This is a genomic window from Bosea sp. NBC_00550, from assembly GCF_026020075.1.
GTDB lineage: Bacteria > Pseudomonadota > Alphaproteobacteria > Rhizobiales > Beijerinckiaceae > Allobosea.
The window spans coordinates 210,672-232,057 of the sequence record NZ_CP102772.1 but is presented as its reverse complement, the minus strand read 5'-3'; the positions used below and the strand labels follow the sequence as shown (position 1 = coordinate 232,057).

Genomic DNA, 21,386 nt, shown 5'->3' with positions numbered 1-21,386 from the left:
ACCGCGACATTGGACAGCCATGACACACGCCCAGTTGGAGATCGCTGATCTCTCCATCCATTTCGGAGGCATCCGTGCGCTTGATGGCGCCTCCTTCGCAATCCGGCCGGGCATCACGACCGGCCTGATCGGCCCCAACGGCGCCGGCAAGACAACCCTGTTCAATTGCATCTCGGGCCTGACGCCTGGAGCGACCGGGACCGTCAGATTCTGCGGGCGCGACATCTCCCGGGCAGCGCCTCAGGCGATTTCGCGGGCAGGCTTGGTCCGGTCGTTTCAGCTGGCGCGCGGGTGCGAGAACATGACCGTGTTCGAGCATCTCATGCTCTACGGCCCGCGCCAGCAGGGGGAAGGCCTCCTGAACGCTTTCCTGGGCAGCCTCGAAACGCGCAGGCAGGAGGAGGCGCTCCGGGAGGAGGCACTCGACATGGCGCGACGTCTCAAGCTCGCGCATGTCATCGACAATCTCGTGACGCGCCTGTCAGGCGGCCAGAAGAAGCTGCTGGAGATCGGCCGCGTTCTTCTCGCGAAGCCGAAGATGATCCTGCTCGACGAACCCATGGCGGGAGTGAATCCGACGCTCGTCCAGGACATCGCCGACCGTCTCGTCGAGATCCGAAAAAGCGGCATCTCGATTGTGTTGATCGAGCACGAAATGGAGCTGATCGAGCGGCTTTGCGACGAGGTCATCGTCATGGCGGGAGGACGCTTCCTGACCCGCGGCAGCTTCTCCGAAATCTCTGGGAACCGTGACGTTCAGGAGAGCTATCTGGGGATCCGGCGCCAATGACCGATCTTACTGTCCGAAGCATCCGCGGCGGCTACCCAAACGCCGAGGAAATCGTAAAGGGCATCGACCTGGATGTCCGGGCTGGCGATCTGACCGTCATCATCGGCCCCAACGGAGCCGGCAAGTCGACCTTCCTGAAACTTGTCGCCGGTCTGCTGAAACCGACGTCGGGCGAAATCAGCCTGCAAGGAAAAGCCCTCCAACCCGGGAACGCTCAAGCAGCTTGCAGGAGCGGCATGAGCTTCGTTCCCCAGGAGAGAAATGTCTTCGCAAGCCTGACGATCCGCGAAAACCTGGAGATGGGCGGGTACCTTCTTCGCAAGGGGTTGAAGGACCGCATCGACGAGCAGCTATCGCGCTTCCCGCTCCTGAAGACCAAGCTCCGCGACAAGGCCGGGAACCTTTCGGGCGGCCAACGTCAGGTGCTCGCCATGGGCGTCGCGCTCATGACCAGCCCGAGCGTCCTGCTCCTCGACGAGCCTACCGCCGGGCTTTCGCCAGCGGCCGCCGACGAAGTCTTCGAACTTGTCCGCAGCCTGGCGAAGTCGGGCATCGCGGTTCTGATGGTCGAGCAGAACGCTCTCCTCGCACTCGAATACGGAACCAAGGGCCTTGCCCTGGTCGCCGGGCGCAAGGCCCGCGAGGAAACCGCTTCGTCGCTGCTCGCCGACGACGAGGTGCGTCACCTGTTCCTTGGCCGCCGCGAACACGGCCAGGGCGCAAAGCAAAAAACGGAACAAGGGGATCGTCATGAGCAAGTTTGACCGTCGTGATTTCCTGGCCGGCGCCGCGGGCGCCGGCTCTCTCGCGGCCCTTTGGCCGAGGGCGTTGCTGGCCCAGGGCACGCAGCCGATCAGGATCGGTATCGTCATTCCCCTGACCGGGGCGACCAGTCAGTTCGGCGCGACGATGAGCGCCGCGGCGAAGATCGCTGTGAGCGATGTCAATGCAGCCGGAGGCGTAGCGGGCCGTCACATCGAGGTTCTGATCGAGGATGACCAGAGCAACCCGGAGGCCGCCGTTCGCGCGGCGCGCAAGCTGATCGACGTCGACAAGGTCGTCTCGATCGGCGGCTCATATGCTTCGGCCGTAACCTCGGCGATCGCGCCTCTGTGCTACGACAGCAAGACGGTGCTCTTCACGTCCTCGGGTGCCGACAGCATCACCAAGACGCCGCACAACGGCTACATCTTCCGCACCTCTCCCACCGTGACGCTGCAAGGCACCCGGGTGGGTCAGTATGCGCTGGAACTCGGCGCGAAAAAGATGTTCTTCCTCGGACCACAGACGCCCTTTGCGCAGTCCTACATCGACATCATCTCGAAGCTGTTCAAGGATGCGGGCGGATCCGGACAGGGCCTGATCTACGAGGACAAGCGAGCCAGCTACCGCACCGAGGTCGATCAGGCGCTGCGGACGAATCCCGATATCATCGTGCTGGGCGGCTACGTGCCCGATACCTCCGTCGTCCTCAAGGACCTCTACCGCGCCGGCTTCGGCGGCAAGAAGATCGGGTACTCCTTCGGGGTAAACCAGGTTCTGGCCGATGGCGTTCCTCACGAGGTGTCGGAAGGCACTGCCTCCCTCGTACCGTCGGCGTCCGAAGATTCAACCGCCTACAGGACGCTCATCGGCAAGATGGGACGGTCGGCCATCGATAGCTATTCGTGCCAGGTCTACGACCATGTCGTGCTGACGGCCCTGGCGCTTGCTCAGGCTGCCGTCACGTCGCCGAGCGGCACGGCTGTACGCGACGCCGTCAGGGCGATCTCGCAGGACGCGAAGGGCCAAAAGGTCAGCGACGTCGCGCAGGGGCTCAAGTTCATCGCCGACAAGAAGCCGATCAACTATGACGGCCCGAGCGGCCCCCTCGAGTTCGCGGCGAATGGCGACGTCGAAGGCGTCTTCTTCCGGTATGAGCAGGTTCAGAAGGGGAAGATGACCCTTCTGAAGGTTGCCTGAGCGAATTCGGGCGAGCGAGCCATGTTCACCGAATTCGCACAGTACGTGCTGAACGGCCTCGTGCTGGGAGCGCTCGTCGCGCTGCCGGCGCTCGGCCTGACGTTGATCTTCTCCGTGCAGGGGTTCGTCAACTTCAGCGTCGCCGCGCAGATGACCGTTGGCGCGTATGCCGCCTGGTTCGCGGGAGCCCATCTGGGTTGGTCGCCTGTCGTGATGCTGCTTTTCGCATTCGTCGTCCCGGGCATGCTGGGTATCGCGACCGATCGTCTCGCGCTCGCTCCCATTCGGCGCCAATCCGGGGCCCACACCGCCTTGATGCTGGCGGTCGTCTCGATCGCGCTCAACCTTGCGATCGAGAATGCGCTTCGCTTCCTCTTCGGGAGCGATCTGAACAGCTTCGATCTCCCGATCGAGCGCAACCTCCAGGTCTGGGGGTTGAGCGTCGGCCCTCAGCAGCTTCGCAATCTGGTCACCGCACTCGTCATCGCCGTCGCGCTCGCTGCATTCTTCTCGCTCACCCGATGGGGCAAGGCGATGCGGGCCGTCGCCGACAATACCGACCTCGCCAGGTTGAAGGGCATCGAGCCGCGCAATCTGTCGAACCTCGCGACGTTCATCGGCATGGGGCTCGCCGGCATCGGCGGCTCCCTGCTGGCGATCGATACGAGCGTCGACCCATCGACCGGCTCGCGGCTGATCCTGATCATCTTCGCGGCGAGCGTCCTCGGCGGATTGACCAGCCTCTACGGGGCCGTTCTGGGCGCCCTGATCATCGGCGTCGCGGGTGAGGTCGCGATGATCGCCATGCCGCCGGTTTATCAGTCCCTCACGGCCTTTCTTGCCATCCTCTTCATCCTTCTGGTGAAGCCGACCGGCCTCTTCGCCGGAACGGCAGGGGTTCGAAAATGACCTCCTATCTTCTGTTCATCGGGACCATCGCGGCGATCTATGCCCTGCTCTCACTCGGACTCGTCGTGAGCTGGGGCCAAGCAGGCATGGTCAACCTCGGGCTGGTCGGCTTCTTTGGCCTTGGCGCCTATTGCTCGACGCTGCTGACGAAGTTCGGGGCCCCGATCGGCCTTGGGTGGGTTGCGGGAGCTGCACTGGCGGCTGCGATCGGCGTTGGGTTCTGCCTGCTGACTCGAACGCTTCGGGGCGACTATCTCGCCATCGTGACGCTCGGCTTCGGTGAAGGCCTCCGTCTTGTCGAGCTCAACGAGCGTTGGCTCACGGGCGGCAGCGACGGCATCTCGGGTATCCGGGCGCCGTTCAAGGATGCCCTTGGCGAACTGTATCCCTGGTTCTATTTTGCCCTGGCTTGGATCCTTGTCGCGCTGGTCGTCTGGGTCCTATCCCGCGCCCTCAGCAGTCCCTTCGGCCGAGCCCTTCGCGCCGTTCGCGACGATGAGAAGGTCGCCGCCGTTGCAGGCAAGGACGTGCTGCGCCTGAAATGCCAGGCCTTCGGCATCGGCGCGGCTCTTTTCGGTCTGGCCGGGGGCCTCTACGCCCACTTCACAAGCTACATCTCGCCCGACAACTTCGCCGTCCAGCTCACCATCTATATCTTCCTCGCGGTGACGGCAGGCGGCTATAGCAGGTTGGTTGGCGCCGTTTTCGGCTCCCTCGCGGTCATGACGATCCTGGAGTCCTCGCGTTTTGCGGCCGAGTTCATCCCGGGGCTGAGCGCGGTGCAGATCGCGTCGCTCAGGGAGTTCGCCCTCGCGGTCGCGTTGATCGTGATCATGCAGCTACGGCCACAGGGCGTTTTCGGCCTCCGAAACGAGCGTGCGGGATCATTCGACGCCGATACTGCGACGTCCGCGGCGGTTGTGCCTGTCCCATCGAAGTGAGAGCGCCATCATGACAAGCACCTCCAACGCCGGCGCTCCGGGAGACGAATTCGCCGCCATGTTCGCAGCTGCAGGGCTGCCCGGTTTGGCCGCGGCGACCGAGAGGACACGGGGCCGTGAACCCCGTCGTTATCTCAAGCTGACGGGCGCCCGCATCATCGATGGAACCGGTGCTCCACCCTGGGGGCCGGCGGATCTGATCGTAGAGGACGGCCGGATCCTGGCCCTGGCCAAGACGGGCAAGGCGAAGCTGCCCGAGGCTGTTCGCCCCGACGATGTCCTGGAGATCGACTGCTCCGGAAAGTTCCTCACACCGGGTTTCATCGACTGCCACGCCCATATCGGCGCTCCGTTCCATGCCAGGAACGGACCGCAGCCGTCGGCCGACTACATCTATAAGCTCTGGCTCGGCCACGGGATCACCACCGTGCGCGAGACCGGCTGCTTCAACGGGCTGTCCTGGACGCTGCAGCAGAAGGCTGCCGCGGAGGAGCAGCGTATCGATGCCCCCCGGATCATGGCCTACGCGCCGTTCCCGGCGACGACCGACTACGTCAAGAGCCTGCATACACCGGAACAGGCGGCCGCCTGGGTCGGCGACGTGAAGGTGGCCGGTGCCGATGGCGTGAAGTTCTTCGGTGCGCCGCCGGCACTGATGAAGGCGGCGCTCGAAGAGTGCATCCGGCGCGATCTGCGAAGCTGCTGTCACCACTCCCAGCTCGCGGTCGGCCGGATGAACCCGCTCCAGACTGCAGGCTGGGGTCTCAGCAGCACCGAGCATTCCTACGGTATCCCTGAGACGCTGCTCGAAAACCAGACGCTGCAGGCCTTTCCGCCGGACTATGATTACGGCGACGAGTATCTGCGTTTCTCGGCGGCAGGCCAGACTTTCATGCAGGCGGCTCGCCCGGGCTCGCCGAAGTGGGAAACGGTCCTCGGCCGTTTTCTAGAGGCGCGCCACAGCTTCGTGCCGACTTTCAACGTCTACGACGCCAACCGCGACCTGATGCGCACGCGGCGGGCCGATTGGCACGAGCGTTTCACCGATCCGACGCTCTGGGCCTATTTCCAGCCTCAGCGCGGCGGGCACGGCGCCTATTGGTATCGCTGGTCGACGACGAACGAGATCGAGTGGCGGGAAACGTTCCGCCTCTGGATGCGCTTCGTCAACGACTACAAGAACCGCGGCGGCCGCATCGCCGTCGGCAGCGATTCCGGCTTCATGTTCCAGACCTATGGCTTCGGATATGTCCGGGAGCTGGAGCTTTTGCAGGAGGCCGGGTTCACCCCACTGGAAGTCCTGCGCTCCGCCACGGCCTGCGGCGCCGAGCTGCTGGGTATCGAGCAGGATACCGGCACGCTCGAAATCGGAAAGCGGGCCGATATCCTCATCCACCGAGCCAATCCGCTGAATGATTTCAAACTGCTCTACGGCACCGGCACGATGCGCCTGAACGACGCGACGAAGTCGGTCGATTGGGACCGGAGCCTTGAGACCGTGATCAAGGGGGGGCTGCTGTATGATCCAGCCGAGCTCCTTGCGGATGTCGAGGCGATGGTTTCGGCAGCCAGGCTGGGGGCGTGATGGATCGCCCTGTCCCAATGATGGACCGACCGGAGTTCATCGTGCTGACGGGCCCTTTGGGATCCGGCAAGACGACGCTGCTCTCGGATTATCTCTCCTTCGCCGACACCTCCGACACAGGCGTTCTCGTCAACGATGCGGGCGTGGTCAACATCGATGGGGCGGTCATCGGTGCCGACCATCGAAACCTTGCGCTCGCCACGCTCGACGGTGGCTGCGTCTGCTGTTCCCTCGGCAATGATTTGCAGGAAGGGATCGATGCCTTGCTGCTGGCGCGGGCGGAACGGCGCCTGGGACCTCCGCGGCGCATCATTCTGGAAACGAGCGGCCTCGCCGAACCCGCCCCGATCGTTCGCTCGCTGCGCGCGATCCGGCAGGTCGCTTTCAATGTCCGCATCGTCGCGACCTTCGACGCGTCGGCACCATTTGTCGGCGACAGCTTCCTTCCGCACTACGCATCGCAGCTCGCGGCCGCGCAGACGATCGTGATGAGCAAGCTCGATCGACTTTCCCCGCAGGAGTGGGCTTGCTGCGCTGCCGAAGCTCAAAGCTTCAATCCGTTGGCGGCGCAGGTCCTGACGGATCAGCCTCGCGAGCGGGCCCTTTCGGCATTCTCGACGCAAGGCGACCCATTCGTCCCCGGGGGAGCTCGCTTCTCGGCGATTGCAGCCTCGGCCTCGCGCATCACGGTAGCCTTCGCGGAATGGAATCCGAATGCATCCTGGAGCTCGATCTCCGAATGGATCGAGAACCTGACCGGTTTCTTCGGAAGCCGTCTCCTCCGCTTGAAGGGCCTCGTCAGGCCCGAAGGCCATCCGGATCCTGTGCTCATCAATGGCGTCGGCGATGCGTTCTCCCCTCCCCGCCGGATGCGGGTGAAGGACGATGTCGGCCTCGGGCTGATGCTGATCCTGCGCGACATCACAGCCGACGAGCTCTCCCAGCCCTTCTGTGGCGAGAACCTGCCGATGGTGAGGTCTCGATGATCGCGCACGACGATATACGGGTCATTTTTGACGCGTCGACGGGAGCGGCAGATGCAGCTGTTTCACCGGCCGCATTCGGCAAGAGCTGCGGATTGTTGCTGTGGGTTTTCCCGCAATTGCGGCGCGAGGCGCGGCACAATGAGGGCGCGCGGGAGATGCCGACCGGGCCGCTGGCACCTCATCGATCGCCATGCCGTTGCCCATAGGCGCCGACCATCGTTTCGCTCCCTCGAAGACAGGACAAGACCGATGAAACTGACGGACTTCAAAGCTCTTACTTTCGACTGCTACGGAACGCTGATCGATTGGGAAACGGGCATGTTCGAGGGGCTCAAGCCGCTCACCGGCCGGCTCGCGACTCCGCTCACACGCGATCAGGTGCTGGAAGCGCACGCTCGCCACGAGTCGTCGCAGCAGTTGCAGACGCCGGCGAAGAATTATCGCGACCTCCTGCCGATCGTTTACAAGCGACTGGCCGAGGAGTGGGGCCTCGCCGTGACATGGGACGAGTGCGTTGCGTATGGGCAGTCGGTCAAGAATTGGCCGGCATTCACCGACTCCGCGGGAGCCCTCCAGTACCTCAAGCGCCACTACAAGCTCGTGATCCTGTCGAACGTGGACGATGAGAGCTTCGCCGCGAGCAACGAGAAGCTCCAGGTCGAATTCGATGCGATCTACACGGCTGAGGATATCGGCTCCTACAAGCCGTCCGATCGCAACTTCGAGTACATGCTCAAGAAGCTGGAGACACTCGGTATCCAGAAGCACGAGATCCTGCACACCGCCGAGAGCATGTTCCACGACCACGGACCGGCAAACAGGCATGGCCTGGCGTCCTGTTGGATCTACCGCCGCTACGACCAGGACGGGTTCGGCGCGACGATGCATCCCGGCGACATGCCGAAATACGATTTCCGCTTCAACAGCATGGCCGATCTCGCGAAGGCGCATCAGGAAGCGCTTCGCGGCTGAACATGAGGGAATAGCGCGGCAATGGCGGGCGCACCGAGACTTGATCGCATCGACATCAATATTCTCGCGCAGCTCCAGCAGAACGCCAGGTTGACGAATGTCGACCTGGCGGACGCGGTGGGGCTGTCCCCAAGCCCCTGCCTTGCCCGGCTGCGACGGCTGGAGGAAGCCGGCTACGTCGTGAGTTACAATGCCCGCCTCCAACTGGCGAAGCTTATCGACCACATTACCGTCTTCACCGAAGTGACGCTCAACGATCACCGCCGCGAGGACTTCATCAAATTCGAGGTCGAGATCAAGCGGTACGAGGCACTCCAAGAGTGTCACCTGGTGAGCGGTGGGTACGACTATCTTCTGAAGTTCGTGATCAAGAACGTCGCGAGATACCAGGAGCTCATGGAGGGCATACTGGAGCGCAATATCGGCATGGAGAAGTACTTCAGCTACATCGTGATCAAGACGATCGTCGATAAGGGTCACGTGCCGGTGAAGTACATTCTTGGCTGACAGGCACGCTGCTCCGCCATCGATCAATTCCGTCATGCGGTCTCGAAGATCGCGGACGGCCCGGGACGCACGCCTCCCGACAACCGGTGTTGCCTGGCAGATCCTGGCCCGGCTCCAAAAACAACCTCAGGAAGATTTCTGACACCATGGACACCATCGCTCGGGTGCTCCCCAAGCTGCCGCAGGACATCGTTACTTGCGACCAGGACATCGTTGCCGCCTACACGACCGATTTCCGGCGGCTTTATTCGGGCAGTGCCCGAGCATTGCTGAGGCCCCGGGACACCGCTGAAGTCCAGGCGATCGTCCGCGCCTGTGCTGAAGCGCATGTTCCACTCGTCCCCCAAGGCGGCAACACGAGCTACTGCACCGCGGCCACTCCAAGTCGCAGCGGGGACGAACTCATCGTCAGCCTCGAACGCATGAACCGTGTGCGCGATCTCGACCCGGGCAACCTTTCGGTGACGGCGGATGCAGGGATCGTCCTCAGCGAGCTTCAGCGGGCGGCCGACGATGCGGGTTTGTTGCTGCCGCTCTCGCTCGGCTCACAGCAGTCCTGCCGGATCGGCGGCAACTTGTCGACGAACGCGGGCGGCGTTTCGGTCCTTCGCTACGGCATGGCCCGGGACTTGGTTCTCGGGCTTGAAGTGGTGCTCCCCGATGGCGCGCTCTACAGCGAGCTCAGCCCGCTGCGAAAGAACAACTCGGGTTACGACGTGAAGCAGCTCTTCATCGGCGCGGAGGGCACGCTCGGCATCATCACGGGCGCTTCGCTTAAACTGACCAGAAAGCCTCAGCAGACGATAACCGCGTTCCTTGCGATCAGGCATATCGAGGATCTGAGCGGGATTCTCGATGCCGCCCAGCGCGAAACAGGCGAAGCGATCACCTCCTTCGAATATATCTCGGAGACGTCGTTGCAGCTTCTGCTGGCGTCCCGGCCGGACTTTCGTCGACCCCTCGCCGAACCGGCCGATCACTACGTCCTCATGGAGGCTTCAACCTCGTCGTCGGCGCTCAACCTCGAGGAGGCGAGCACCCAACTGCTCGCGGCATTGATGGAAAGCGGCCTCGTCACTGACGGAACCATCGCCACGAGCGGACAACAGGCCGCGGACTTCTGGCGATTGCGGGAGAATATCCCGGAAGCCGAAGTCCATCACGGAGGCTCGGTCAAACACGACGTCGCCGTTCGTACGTCCCGTCTTGCGGCATTCGTTCAAGCGGCTTCAAAAATCGCGAACGAGGACCGCCCCGGGGCGATCCTATCCGTCTACGGCCATGTTGGTGACGGTAACGTCCATTTCAACGTCGTCGCTCCGAGGGGAGTTTCCGCGCCCGAATTCAAGGCTCGGTTCGAGGAGGAGGTCTCGCCGAAGATCTACGAGCTCGCCTTCGACATGGGCGGGACCTTCAGCGCTGAATATGGAATCGGACGAGTGAAGCTCGATCTGCTCGCCCGGCTCGGCGCCGCGTCGAAGGTCGACATTATGCGCCTCGTCAAGCAGGCTTTGGATCCGAAGGGTCTGATGAATCCAGGAAAAGTGATACCGAGCTTCAACTGAGGCCCCACCGCACTTGATCACCGGAAGGCCGCGCTCGCGCGCATGCTCCATGACTTGGTGAAACGAGGCGAGTTCTCGTCAGGCGAAATCTTCCAGCTTGCCGACGACCGGGGCTGCGGCGTCGGGATCGACCACGCAGACACGCCCCGGCGAAACGTTCTCGGCGGTCATGCCGAGGCCAACGAGGTCGGCCGGGATGGCGGCGTCCAGCGCAAAGCTCGCGGCGAGGCGCGCGGCAGCCGCGCCTGCCATCACGCCATTGCCGCCTTGCCCGGCCAGCCAAATGAAACTGGGCTGCTCCGGGTCTCGTCCGATGACGGGTTCATGATCCGGTGCGAATGTGCGCAGCCCGCCCCATTTGTGGCTGACCGTCCTGACCTCCATCGTCGTGCAGCGGTGGATTCGATCGATCGCAACGGCGACTTCCAATTCGTCGGCCTGTGCGTCGCAGGGAGCAGAAGGAGCCATATCGACGGGCGACACCATGATCCGGCCCGCTTCAGGCTTGAAATAGAACGTCTCGGCGACGTCGAAGGTCATCGGCCAGCCTTGGATCGCGCTTCCAGCCGGCGGATCGAACACGACGGCGGTTCTGCGGAAGGGCACGACATTCCGGAACGAGAGACCAGCGAGTTCGGCAATCTCCTGAACCCACCCGCCGGCGGCATTGACCACCACCGGAGCCTCGAAGTTGCCCCGAGGGCTGGAGGCCTGCCATGTCCCTTGCGAGTGCTGGAGGGACTGAACCCGGGCGTCGGGGATGAATGTCCCGCCGTTCTTTCGGAGCGCTCTCAGGTAGCCCGTGAGGAGAGCGTTCGTATCGATGTCCTTGCAGTCCGGCTCGTAAAGCGCCGATACGAATTCGCTGTCTCGGACGACAGGGCAGAACCTGAGGGCCTCCCGGGCCGTGGTCATTTCGATCGCCGCGCCACGGCGGAGCATTTCCTCCGCCTGATCCAGAAGCCGAGCCTGCTCCCCGTCCCGCGCGAGGAAGAGCGCGCCGCGGGGCGTGACGAGCGGTACGTCGGCGAAGCCATCAGGAGGCGTCTCCAGAAAGGCCCGCGACGCCGTCACGAGCCTGCTCCATAGGGCCGGGCCGTAGTTCTCGGACATCACGGCCGCCGACCGGCCCGTCGAGTGGTAGCCGGCGGAAGCTTCCATCTCCAGCACGACAACTTTACCGTGGAGGCTCAGCTCGTAGCCGACCGAAGCACCGGCGATGCCTCCGCCAATGACGATGAAATCCGCAGTTTCCATGGTTTCGCTCCGAATGCTCTCAGACCCACCCTCGCCCGGACAAGCGGATCAGAAGACCTGCTCGCCAAGCCCGACCTCATGGGTCGGCGACAGCAGTTTCACGTCGCCGGCAGCGTCCCGCGCGCCAAGGATCAGGATTTCCGACTGGAAGCCTGCGATGTTCCGGGGCGGCATATTGACGACGCAGGACACCAGACAGCCCATGAGCTCCTCGGCGGCATAACTGGTGATCTGGGCGCTCGACCACTTTCTGCCGATATCCGCGAAATCGACCTCGACCTCGTAGGAAGGGCTTCGGGCGCGTTCGAACGGTAGAACCTGCACGATGCGGCCGATCCGAATGTCGATCTTCGAAAAATCTTCGTAGACGATCTGATCCTTGGTCATTTTCCAGCCTCGCGTATTCGCCTTACAGAGTGCATGGCTTGCGCGGCGGGATCGGCAAGAAGCGAAGGCCTATTCGCGTTTTGCGATCATTGTCGGCGCCCCTTTCAGCAGATCGTGCCGCGGGTCAGCGAAGCGATGTTGCGGGCGTCGGCCGTCTTCTCGTCGATCAAACAGATTCCCGCGATCCGGAAGCGCCTCGGCGAGGAACCGCAAAAATAGCCACCCTTGAATATGTCGAGGAGCTCAGCACTAACGCGCCCTCCATTCGAACGACGCGCTGGCCCCGACCTTGCGCTCTTGTTGCCTACTGTGCCTGTGCCGAACCGTTTTTGGACATTTGTGTACTGTGCGGGGCCACCATGCCGGTCAAACAAGATCAAGATCGTTCCAAATCGAACTACGATGAGTGCGGCGTCCATCTTCTGAGTGCCTTTTTCTGCTTAACCGGGCGCACAATTGAAGACGAACGTCTGCGCAGGGTCATTGAATTCGCTTTAGTCAATTTGACACAACTGCAAGTCCCGGCTGCTCCCTCAAACGTCGTAGAATTCTGTCGCCGAGATATCCGCGCAGATCATTGAGCACCGTGGTTGCCTGCGCGCGGGGTGTAGCTGAGGACGATCTGACGCTGCGGGCGATCGAGCGATATCGACGATCCCCTGTTGCGTGAGCGTTTGCGCCGGCGGAACTCGCCTGCGGCTTACCCCGTTGTGGCAGCGCTACCGCTGCTTGTTACCAGGCGACGGCAGCGATGGTTCTCTGCCAAGATGATCATCGAAGGCAGCCGGCATCCACCGACACGTGTCGGCTCCCTTCTTCTACCGCCGATCAGGAGGCGAGCCGCGGATGTACCGGCAGCGCCCGATCGGCCGGTAGACCAGGACATTGCAACGGCCGTTCGCCGGGCGCGATGACGGTCACAGGCCCGGCATTCCGAATGGAGGGCCGGGCCTTATGCTTATGATCGGAATGCCTGACTTGGGTTGCGAGTAGAGCTACCAGCTGCCCGGCGGGCGCTATGGCGCACCAATGTCACCAGTTGCGCAGCGTTGGGCGTCAAGTTCCAGATGGGCGACCAGTTCCCGATAATCCGCGACCACGGCGATGCTCATCGGCCGATCGGATTTCGCCCAATACTCGAGCGCCATCCATGCCAGTTCATAGGCCTCGCAAACGTCCAGGAATGACTGGCTAGCGGCGACTTCAAAACGAACCCGCCAGCCAGGCAGACGCAGTTTCAGTCGCGCGCGGCCGCGCTCTTGGATCCGAGTCATCGAGCGGATCTCGGGCAGTGAGGATGAAAGCTTGTAGTTCGTGCGCGCCTGTCGCTCTATTGGCCATGAGGACATCTGCGGCGCCCCCTGCCCCGAACCGCCATAGCCGGCCTAACCGTCTTCACCGGGCGCGGGGTGCAAATGGTCGGCAACGATATCGGAGCAAGTTGCCCGCGGCGGAGTTCATGGAGCGGATGATCAGGTTTTCCAACGGAGCTCGTTAGAGCTGAGGGGTTCTGCGCATGAAGACGCTTTTTGTAACCGCGTTCTGTGCTTTGCTTGCCGGATGCGCAAGTTATGGCGCGCCTAACGAAGCGAGTACGGTAGTCGTCACGCGCGACAGCATGCGCACCTATCGCCCTCTACCTCTCGAAGAGCGCCGCGTTTCCATGTGCACGATGAGAGGGAGAGGAGTTTATTGCCGCTGACGACGGGGACCTCAACTGCAGGCTTCGCGGGCATGGCTCGCATAAGCGCTGGTTCGCATCGTCGTTCAATCCTGGCAACGGGCTCAGTCCTCGACGAGGTTCATCCAAACCGGCGCGTGGTCGCTCGCCTTCTCCCAGCCCCGCACATGACGATCGACATCCGCCGCCTCGAGGCGCTCAGCCAGTTCGGGGCTAAGCAGCAGATGGTCGAGCCGCAGGCCGGCGTTCCGGCCCCACGCGTTTCGGAAATAGTCCCAGAACGTATAGATGCGCTCGCCGGGGTGCATCTTGCGCAGGGCGTCGGTCCACCCCTGTGCGACGAGATCGTGGAATGCCTGCCGTACCTCTGGCCGGAATAGCGCATCGTCGAGCCAGCGCTCCGGCTTGTAGACGTCGAGCTCTGTCGGCATCACGTTAAAGTCGCCGACCAATGCGACGGGGATCTTATGCGCCAGCAACTCGGCCGCGTAGACCGTCAGACGTTCGAACCAGAGCAACTTGTAGTCGAACTTCGGCCCCGGCGCCGGATTGCCGTTCGGCAGATACAGGCAGCCGATCAAGACCCCCTTCACAGCAGCTTCAATATATCGGCTCTGCGTATCCTCCTCGTCGCCAGGCAGGCCCCGGCGCGTTTCGATAGGATCTGCCCCACGGGCAAGGATCGCGACGCCGTTCCAGCTCTTCTGGCCATGCCAGATTGCGCCATATCCGGCATCGCGGATCGCAGCTTCGGGAAACTTGCCTTGCGGGGCCTTGAGTTCCTGAAGGCAGACAACATCGGGTTCTGCGTCGGCCAGCCAGCGCAGCAGCACGGAGAGCCGGCCATTGATCCCGTTGACGTTAAAGGTGGCGATTTTCATCGGCGCGCCGGTTCCGACTCTGGCCGTTCGACTGCATAAGGCGCGGGCCTTTCGGTTGATCGTGCCTACCGCCGTGCTGGGTGCGATCTATCCGGGTTGACCGACTTGTCGGACATCCGTTCCCCGCTCTTTCAGGCGCCGTTCCGGTCGGATGCACCTCAAGCTGCCCTCCCCTCGGGATTGGCAATTCGTGTCAGGCTCTCAAGCTGGGGGCCGTTGATCGCAATATCGCCGGTTGCAGCGTGGATATGCACATCCGGCAAAGGCTCATCGCGGTTTTCATCCGCAAGGGACCGCAGACACTCCCGCAGTGACGCGAAGTGCCGGGCAGGTGTCTCCGACACCCAGAACTGGGCCGTACACTCCGTATTGCCGTGCTCGCGAAGAACGTCGAACGCTGTATCCGTCGTCATTCTCGGTCTCCGTCAGATTGCGCTGTGAAGCAGTGCGCTTCAATGCAAACCAAAGCGCCGATCGGCTGTTCCCTCTCCGGCCGGCTCATCTATCTCCGCGCCATCGCGGACCACTTTGGATTCTATCAAGGGACACTGGTCTGGTGCCCTTCTAGTCGACTGGCGATGCTCTTATGCTAGCGACTCGCGAGACTTGCCGCGTGCGGGCCCCGCCCGCCTGCCGCTGGAGCAACGGGAAACACTTGGACTATGCAATCGCGAGCGAGTCATGCGCTGATCGGATTGTTCACGCTCGCGTTCGTGGCTGCGCTGTTGGGAGGCGCCTATTGGTTCAGCAGCGGTGGCAACGAGACCGTCAACGTTCGTCTGATCTTCAACGGCAAGGTTTCCGGTTTGGGGCGGGGATCGAGCGTGCTCTTCAATGGGCTGCGAGTTGGCGAGGTGACACAGATCGAAATTCAGCCGGATAATCCGCGCCAGATCTCTGCCGTGATCAAAGTCAATCGATCGGCGCCGTTGCGGGTCGATACAAGCGCCCGTCTCGAAGGGCAGGGGCTGGCCGGGGTCGTCGCCGTTCAGCTCCGCGGCGGCGATCCGCACTCCGCTGCATTGACCGTACAGGCAGGCCAAGCCCTGCCCATCATCATAGCCGAACCTTCCGACGACATCTTTGAGAAGGTGAACTCGATTGCGAAGAGCGTCGACGGGGCGATTGGCGGCATCGAGAGCGCTATCGAGGCAAATGCCGGACCGGTCGGCGACACGATCAAAAACGTGGAACAGTTCTCGGCTGCACTGGGCGACAATTCGGAGAGCGTCGACAAGTTGATGAAAAACATCGGCGCTGTCGCGGAGTTCATCGCTCCGCTTCCAGATAAGCTCGGGGCTTTCAGCGAAGGCGTAACAGAGACTATGCGATCGGTTGACCGAGATAATATCGTCTCGGTTATCGAAAGGTCCGAGAAATTTACCGCAACCCTGGAGGGTGCCGCTACCGATGTGAGCAAGACGCTCAAGAACGTCGCATCCGTGAGCGAGAAGCTCAACAGGGCAGCCGACCAAGTGGACGGCGTATTGAAAGGCGCGCAGTCCTTTCTCAACACCGCCGCTGGCCAGAACGGGCGGAGCGCCTTCGACGACGTCGCCGATGCCGCGAAATCCATCCGTGCGCTCGCGGATAGCCTCGATAAGCGCAGCGCAGAGATTACCGCCGAAATTGCCCGCTTCGCCGGCGGCGCGCTGCAGAGTATCGAAAATTTGACGACAGACGGCGGGCGCAGACTTAAGGGCTTTAGCCGCACCTTGCGCGAAGTAGATCGGAATCCGCAGGGCCTAATTTTTGGCAGTAAGCCCCAGATTCCTCAATACAACGGCCCGCGCTGATGCAGGGGATCTCCGCCATAACTCAAAGGAAGCCGGCGCTCCGCCCGAAGGCAGACTTCCAGAGTTCCCGTGTCCGCATGACCGAAAATCGATTCAGCTCAACTGGGGATCAATGCCCGGTGCCGGCCTGGCATCTTTCATTTGAAGAATCGAGCGCTTCTGCTCGCTTGGCATTTCGTCGAGACGCTGGAGATCCGTCGTGCAAGTGGGGACGGAGGACTGATCGCTCGGTTCAGATCGGCGCGAGCCCCCGGTAGCGCCGGAAAACGCTCTGTGTGCCGGCCGAGAAGATGACGACCTCGTAGGTATCGGGCGCCTGTCCGCGCACTTCCATACCGGGCGAGCCGACGGGCATGCCCGCGACGGCGAGGCCAGTCGCCCTGGGGCGCTCGACCAGCAGGCGCTTGATCGCCTCGGCCGGCACGTGGCCCTCCACGACATAGCCGCCGATCTCCGCGGTATGGCATGAGGCGAGAGCGTCGGGCACGCCGAGCTTCGTCTTGAGCGGTGCGACGTCCGCGATCTCGATCACCTCGACCGGGAAGCCGGCGGCCTTTACATGCGCAACCCAATTGCCGCAGCAGCCGCAATTGGGATCGCGTGTGACGATCATCTTCGGCAAGGCCTCGGCACCGATGGCGGGACGCCACAGCAAGAAGCCGGCGGCCGCCTGTGCCAGGCCAAGGGTCAACGCGCGACGGGAGAGCGCAACTTCCTTCATCACCATGATCTTTCTTGTTCTGTCATCATTTCTGCCTTGTTGACGAGCCGGCCGCTTGGGCCGGCTCGCTTGAGGTCAACCGATCCGTTCAGGGCCGGGCGTATAGCCCGCCGCGGAGACGGCGGCCTTGATCGCGGCGTAGTCGCTCGAGCCCAGCACGCTCACGCGCTTGGAGCCGGGGTCGGCGGTCACGCTCGTTCCCAGCAGCCTGGTCTCGATGGCGCCCTTGATCGTGCCGGCGCAGTGGCCGCAGGTCATGTCCTCGACCTGGAAGGTCACGGCGTCGCCGGACGGCGCGATCGTCTCGGCTGCGGGTTTCGCATGCTGTTGGCAGCAGGACATCTCTGCATCATCCTTTCGTTATGGCGATGGCAGGAGCTTGCTCCTTCCCATCGTAGGAAGGTCAAGCAGCTTCTGCTAGCGATCGCGGTCGTTGATCGTGGGGCTCGGACTGCATCGACCTCCCCTGCAGACGATGACGATGGTCTTGTGCGAGGTGCCGAGGCAGTTGGCCCGATAGGCCACGAGATCGCGCTGCTGCATGGCGATTTCGATCCGCGGCTCGATGCAGCCGTTTTCGAGCAGGAGCCTTTGCAGATCACCATCGGAGGCCAGAGCCGCAGAGCCGATTGCAAGCGCACCCAGGATGATCGGAACGACGCGAGAAGGGCGGGCGTATCGAGACCGCCCGCCTGGCTCGTGCCCCGTCACTTCGCTTTCTGGAGCTTGGTCACGGTGATCTGGCCGTTGACGCGGTCGGCGTCGAACTTGATCCTGGTTCCGGCCTTCAGCCCTTTCAGCATGCCCGGATCGCCGGCGCGGAACACCATGGTCATGGCGTCCATGTCGAGATTCTTGATCGGGCCGTGATTGATGGTGAGCTTGCCCTGGGCCTCGTCGATTTTGGTGACGGTGCCGCTGACCGACTGTGCGGCGGCCGGTAGCGCGGTAACCAGGAAAGTCAGGATGGCGGCGGTCTTCAGCATGGGGACTTTCCTTTGTCTGAGCTCGTTCACTTGACGATGATCTTGCCGGTCATGCCGGCTTCGCGATGGCCGGGAATCAGGCAGGAGAAGTCGAACTCGCCCGCTTTGGTGAAGGCCCAGACGATCTCCCCGGTCTTTTTCGGCGCGAGCCGCTTGGCGTTCGGGTCGTCATGCTCCCTGTCGGGATTCTTCTGCATCTCGACGGCGTGCTTGAGGTTCTCCTCCAGCGTCGCCAGGACCAGTTCGTGATCGAGTTCGCCATTGTTGCGGAGTTGGAAGCGGACCTGCTCGCCACGCCGGACCTCGACCCGGTCGGGAATGAAGGCCATCTTGCCGTCCCTCTCGCTCATCACGACCTGCACGGTGCGGGCGGGCTTCTTGGGGTCGCCGGGCTTGCCATAGGCCGTCTCGTCGCCATGGCTGTGGCCGCCCGCGCCGGGGCCGGCCAAGGCTGCGCCGGCCGACATCAAGACGGCGATCACAGCCAGTTTGAACGTTGCTGTCTTCATGGAGCGCTCCAGGAGTGAGTGTGCTTCGCTGCTGCTTCAGTGGATGGAATGCGGGTTCTTGGCGGCACGCGGCTTGCCGTTGGGTCCGAGGCTCGGCTTGCGGGGGTCCTTGGCCCGCCATTCGGCAGGCTGGACGCCGCTGTCGGGCGGGCTCGCGCGCTGCGCTTCGCCGAGCTTCGCACCCTTGAGCTCGTAGGCGACGGTTCCCTCCGGGTGCCTGAACCAGCCGGGGTCCTTGTAGTCGTTCTTCGCCAGCCCCTCGCGGACCTTCACCACCGAGAACATGCCGCCCATCTCGACCGGGCCGAATTGCGCGAAGCCACTCATCATCGGCAGCGTGTTTTCGGGAAGGGGCATCTCCATCGCGCCCATTTCGCCCATGCCGTTCGAGCCCATCGGCATGTAGCCGGGCGCGATCTTGGCGATGCGCTTCGCCAGATCCTTCTTGTTCACGCCGATATAATTCTTCACCGAATGCCCCATGGCATTCATCGTGTGGTGCGATTTGTGGCAGTGGATCGCCCAGTCGCCCGGCTCGTCGGCGACGAAGTCGAAGGCGCGCATCTGGCCGACTGCGACGTCGATCGAGACCTCGTCCCAGGCCGCGGCCGGGTCGACCCAGCCGCCATCGGTGCAGGAGACCTTGAACTCGTAGCCATGCATATGGATCGGATGGTTCGTCATGGTCAGGTTGCCGAAGCGGATGCGGACCTTGTCGTTCTTGCCGACGACGAACGGATCGAGGCCCGGGAACACGCGGCTGTTCCAGCACCACATGTTGAACTCGGTCATCTCCGCGACGCGCGGCACATAGGAACCGGGCTCGATATCGAAGGCGTTGAGCAGGAAGACGAAGTCGCGATCGACTCGGCGGAAGGCCGGGTCCTTGGGATGGACGACGAAGAAGCCCATCATGCCCATCGCCATCTGCACCATCTCGTCCGAGTGCGGGTGGTACATGAAGGTGCCCGAGCGCCTGAGCAGGAACTCGTAGACGAAGGTCTTGCCGGGCGGGATATGCGGCTGGGTCAGCCCGCCGACGCCGTCCATGCCATTGGGCAGGCGCTGTCCGTGCCAGTGGACGGCCGTGTTCTCCGGCAGCTTGTTAGTGACGTAGATGCGGACGTTGTCGCCCTCGACCGCCTCGATGGTCGGCCCCGGCGACTGGCCGTTATAGCCCCAGAGATAGGCTTTCATGCCGGGAGCGAGCTCTCGCACCACAGGTTCGGCGACGAGATGGAATTCCTTCCAGTCGCCGTTCATCCGCCAGGGCAGCGACCAGCCGTTCAGGGTCGCGACCGGCTGATAGTCCGGCCCTGTGGTCGGCACCAGCGGCGCCTGCGTCGCCGCCTCCGCCATGGTCGGCGCCTCCGGCACGGCGGCGAAGGCGGTGCGCCCGGATACGGCGGCCGCGCCGGCCAGCACGAGCCCGGATGAACCGATGAAGCCTCTGCGGGATAGGGATGTCATGTCGGGAAGCTCCTTCAGTGCCCGCCGCCGGCGTCGCCGCCGCCAGCCGCCGCGACAGTGGCCGAGCCACCGCCTCCGCTACCCCCGCCGATCAGGGCGTGCTTGAAGTCGGTATGGGCGATCCAGAAGTCGCGGCGGGCATTGATCGCGGCGACATTCGAGAGGATTCGGTTGCGGGCATCGGTGATGAGATCCGTCACGTCGCTCAACATTCCGCTGTAATGCAGCAGCGACTGGTCCTGGATGATCTTGCGCAACGGCAGGACGTTGTCCTGATACCGACGCGTGATGTCGTATTTGGCGCGGTATGAGGTGTAGGCCTCGCGCGCTTCCGAGCGGATATTGACCGCCTTCTCCGCCAGCTTGTTGGCGGCCTGCATGTAGGTCTGCTCCGCCAGAGCGACCTTCGACTGGCCGAAATCGTAGATCGGGATGTCGATCTCGAGTTCCAGCGTCCGGCTGCGGCTCGTCTCGCGCTCGACATGACCGTCCTCGGAGATGCTCCGGCCACGGTCGTAGGTGCGGCGCCCCAGCAGATCGACATCGTTGACGAAGCGTGTTGCCTGAGTGAGCCCCAGCGATTTTGCCAGCGTGTCTAGCTCGGCGCGCGCGACCCGCAGGTCGACACGTTTGCGCAGGGCCTCGGCCTCGACCGCCTTGACCGATTGCAGCCGCGGCAGCGGCGGCAGCGTGTCAGGCAATCTGAACTTCAGATCGTCACCCCAGAGGCCGAGCTGGCGGACGAGCCGCTCTCGCTCCTGGCGCTGCTGCTGGCGCGCCTGGACGAGTTGCACGGTGAGCTCCGCCTCGAAGGCGAATTCGCGTGCCTGGTCGATCTTGTTGACGCCGCCGGATTCGCCGAGCCGCTTGAACAGCTCGGACGCCGCGTCGGTCGATGCCTTGGCCTCCTGGTAGAAGCCGACCTGGGCATTGGCCGCGACCGCACGATAATACTGGCGGCGCGTATCGGCAGCGAGCCTGAGAACCGCTTCGGCCGTCCGGAGCTGCGCCGCCTGGAACCGGTCGCGCGCGATTTCAGCCCGGGCCGGCAGGGTCGCGAGCGCCAGCAGGCTGGCCGCGATCTGCCGTTCGATCTCGATCTCGAAACGGCCCGATTGCTTGGAGATGCCCAGTCGCGGATTGGGCGGCAAGCTGGCTGCGACCATCTGGGCTTCGGCGATGCCGAGCTCGTTGAACGCAGCCTGCAGGCCGCGATTGTTGAGCAGCGCGACCTGCACGGCAATGTCCGCCGTCAGCGGGCGGCGCAGGATCTGCTCGACACGCGCCTTCGCCGTGAGCGCCATCTGGTCGTCGCCGATCTTGACCACATCCTTGCCGATATCGGCGTATGTCGCGGTCTGGATCGGCCCCATCCCGCCATCGGCCGAAAAGCCCGCGCAGCCGCCGAGTATCGCGGCAACGCCGGCAAGCAGGCTCCAGCGCAGCAGGCGGCGGGCATTGTGGGCGGCGCAAGCAGCCAA

General features: G+C 63.3%; 23 protein-coding genes. 11 read left to right on the top strand and 12 right to left on the bottom strand.

Annotation, left to right across the window (positions count from 1 at the left end):
* The first annotated feature begins 19 nt into the window (after positions 1–19).
* From NWE53_RS01135 to NWE53_RS01090, 10 genes are all read left to right on the top strand, one after another.
* On the top strand, positions 20–790 hold the full coding sequence (locus NWE53_RS01135; protein WP_265052565.1) for an ABC transporter ATP-binding protein: 771 nt from the start codon (positions 20–22) through the stop codon (positions 788–790).
* Positions 787–1,554 carry an ABC transporter ATP-binding protein gene (locus tag NWE53_RS01130; RefSeq protein ID WP_265052564.1) on the top strand — a complete coding sequence of 256 codons (768 nt, stop codon included), beginning with the start codon at positions 787–789 and terminating at the stop codon, positions 1,552–1,554. Before NWE53_RS01135 ends, NWE53_RS01130 begins: the two co-directional genes overlap by 4 nt.
* Complete coding sequence (locus tag NWE53_RS01125; RefSeq protein WP_265052563.1) at positions 1,484–2,752, top strand: ABC transporter substrate-binding protein; 1,269 nt, start codon at positions 1,484–1,486, stop codon at positions 2,750–2,752. Before NWE53_RS01130 ends, NWE53_RS01125 begins: the two co-directional genes overlap by 71 nt.
* 21 nt (positions 2,753–2,773) lie before the next feature.
* Positions 2,774–3,661: a branched-chain amino acid ABC transporter permease gene (locus NWE53_RS01120; RefSeq protein WP_265052562.1), complete on the top strand. Its 888-nt coding sequence runs from the start codon at positions 2,774–2,776 to the stop codon at positions 3,659–3,661.
* Positions 3,658–4,602 (top strand): branched-chain amino acid ABC transporter permease, encoded by a 945-nt coding sequence (locus NWE53_RS01115; protein WP_265052561.1) that lies wholly within the window; start codon positions 3,658–3,660, stop codon positions 4,600–4,602. The genes NWE53_RS01120 and NWE53_RS01115 overlap by 4 nt, the downstream gene beginning before the upstream one ends.
* A gap of 10 nt (positions 4,603–4,612) precedes the next feature.
* Positions 4,613–6,187 (top strand): amidohydrolase family protein, encoded by a 1,575-nt coding sequence (locus tag NWE53_RS01110; RefSeq protein WP_265052560.1) that lies wholly within the window; start codon positions 4,613–4,615, stop codon positions 6,185–6,187.
* Positions 6,188–6,204: 17 nt separating this feature from the next.
* On the top strand, positions 6,205–7,173 hold the full coding sequence (locus NWE53_RS01105) for a CobW family GTP-binding protein (RefSeq protein WP_265052559.1): 969 nt from the start codon (positions 6,205–6,207) through the stop codon (positions 7,171–7,173).
* A 249-nt stretch (positions 7,174–7,422) separates the two neighbouring features.
* Entirely contained in the window at positions 7,423–8,145 is a 723-nt protein-coding gene (locus NWE53_RS01100; RefSeq protein WP_265052558.1) for a haloacid dehalogenase type II, read from the top strand.
* A 21-nt stretch (positions 8,146–8,166) separates the two neighbouring features.
* Positions 8,167–8,652: an Lrp/AsnC family transcriptional regulator gene (locus NWE53_RS01095; protein WP_265052557.1), complete on the top strand. Its 486-nt coding sequence runs from the start codon at positions 8,167–8,169 to the stop codon at positions 8,650–8,652.
* 146 nt (positions 8,653–8,798) lie between these two features.
* The gene (locus NWE53_RS01090; RefSeq protein WP_265052556.1) at positions 8,799–10,217 is read left to right on the top strand and encodes an FAD-binding oxidoreductase; all 1,419 of its coding nucleotides are present in this window, start codon (positions 8,799–8,801) and stop codon (positions 10,215–10,217) included.
* A gap of 78 nt (positions 10,218–10,295) precedes the next feature.
* On the opposite strand, the gene NWE53_RS01085 is transcribed toward NWE53_RS01090, so the two are convergent.
* The 5 genes from NWE53_RS01085 to NWE53_RS01065 all read right to left on the bottom strand — a co-directional run bounded on the left by NWE53_RS01085 (position 10,296) and on the right by NWE53_RS01065 (position 14,836).
* On the bottom strand, positions 10,296–11,474 hold the full coding sequence (locus NWE53_RS01085) for an NAD(P)/FAD-dependent oxidoreductase (protein WP_265052555.1): 1,179 nt from the start codon (positions 11,472–11,474) through the stop codon (positions 10,296–10,298).
* A 48-nt stretch (positions 11,475–11,522) separates the two neighbouring features.
* Positions 11,523–11,861 carry a tRNA-binding protein gene (locus NWE53_RS01080; protein ID WP_265052554.1) on the bottom strand — a complete coding sequence of 113 codons (339 nt, stop codon included), beginning with the start codon at positions 11,859–11,861 and terminating at the stop codon, positions 11,523–11,525.
* A gap of 1,016 nt (positions 11,862–12,877) precedes the next feature.
* The gene (locus NWE53_RS01075; protein WP_265052553.1) at positions 12,878–13,135 is read right to left on the bottom strand and encodes a hypothetical protein; all 258 of its coding nucleotides are present in this window, start codon (positions 13,133–13,135) and stop codon (positions 12,878–12,880) included.
* Between the two features lie 511 nt (positions 13,136–13,646).
* Entirely contained in the window at positions 13,647–14,423 is a 777-nt protein-coding gene (xth, locus tag NWE53_RS01070) for an exodeoxyribonuclease III (protein WP_265052552.1), read from the bottom strand.
* A gap of 158 nt (positions 14,424–14,581) precedes the next feature.
* The gene (locus NWE53_RS01065; protein WP_265052551.1) at positions 14,582–14,836 is read right to left on the bottom strand and encodes a hypothetical protein; all 255 of its coding nucleotides are present in this window, start codon (positions 14,834–14,836) and stop codon (positions 14,582–14,584) included.
* A 249-nt stretch (positions 14,837–15,085) separates the two neighbouring features.
* Between NWE53_RS01065 and NWE53_RS01060 the strand changes: the two genes are divergently transcribed.
* Entirely contained in the window at positions 15,086–16,219 is a 1,134-nt protein-coding gene (locus tag NWE53_RS01060; RefSeq protein WP_265052550.1) for an MlaD family protein, read from the top strand.
* Between the two features lie 232 nt (positions 16,220–16,451).
* Here NWE53_RS01060 and NWE53_RS01055 read toward each other — a convergent pair whose 3' ends face one another.
* The 7 genes from NWE53_RS01055 to NWE53_RS01025 form a co-directional block, all read right to left on the bottom strand.
* On the bottom strand, positions 16,452–16,946 hold the full coding sequence (locus tag NWE53_RS01055; RefSeq protein ID WP_442864925.1) for a DUF411 domain-containing protein: 495 nt from the start codon (positions 16,944–16,946) through the stop codon (positions 16,452–16,454).
* Between the two features lie 69 nt (positions 16,947–17,015).
* Positions 17,016–17,282, bottom strand: coding sequence for a heavy-metal-associated domain-containing protein (locus tag NWE53_RS01050; RefSeq protein WP_265052549.1), 267 nt, complete (start codon positions 17,280–17,282; stop codon positions 17,016–17,018).
* Between the two features lie 75 nt (positions 17,283–17,357).
* Positions 17,358–17,651: a hypothetical protein gene (locus NWE53_RS01045; RefSeq protein ID WP_265052548.1), complete on the bottom strand. Its 294-nt coding sequence runs from the start codon at positions 17,649–17,651 to the stop codon at positions 17,358–17,360.
* The gene (locus NWE53_RS01040; protein ID WP_265052547.1) at positions 17,648–17,926 is read right to left on the bottom strand and encodes a copper-binding protein; all 279 of its coding nucleotides are present in this window, start codon (positions 17,924–17,926) and stop codon (positions 17,648–17,650) included. The genes NWE53_RS01045 and NWE53_RS01040 overlap by 4 nt, the downstream gene beginning before the upstream one ends.
* Positions 17,927–17,952: 26 nt before the next feature.
* The gene (locus NWE53_RS01035; protein ID WP_265052546.1) at positions 17,953–18,435 is read right to left on the bottom strand and encodes a cupredoxin domain-containing protein; all 483 of its coding nucleotides are present in this window, start codon (positions 18,433–18,435) and stop codon (positions 17,953–17,955) included.
* Positions 18,436–18,471: 36 nt separating this feature from the next.
* Positions 18,472–19,905 carry a multicopper oxidase family protein gene (locus NWE53_RS01030; RefSeq protein WP_265052545.1) on the bottom strand — a complete coding sequence of 478 codons (1,434 nt, stop codon included), beginning with the start codon at positions 19,903–19,905 and terminating at the stop codon, positions 18,472–18,474.
* Between the two features lie 14 nt (positions 19,906–19,919).
* A complete protein-coding gene (locus NWE53_RS01025; protein WP_265052544.1) occupies positions 19,920–21,386 on the bottom strand; it encodes a TolC family protein in 1,467 nt (488 codons plus the stop codon).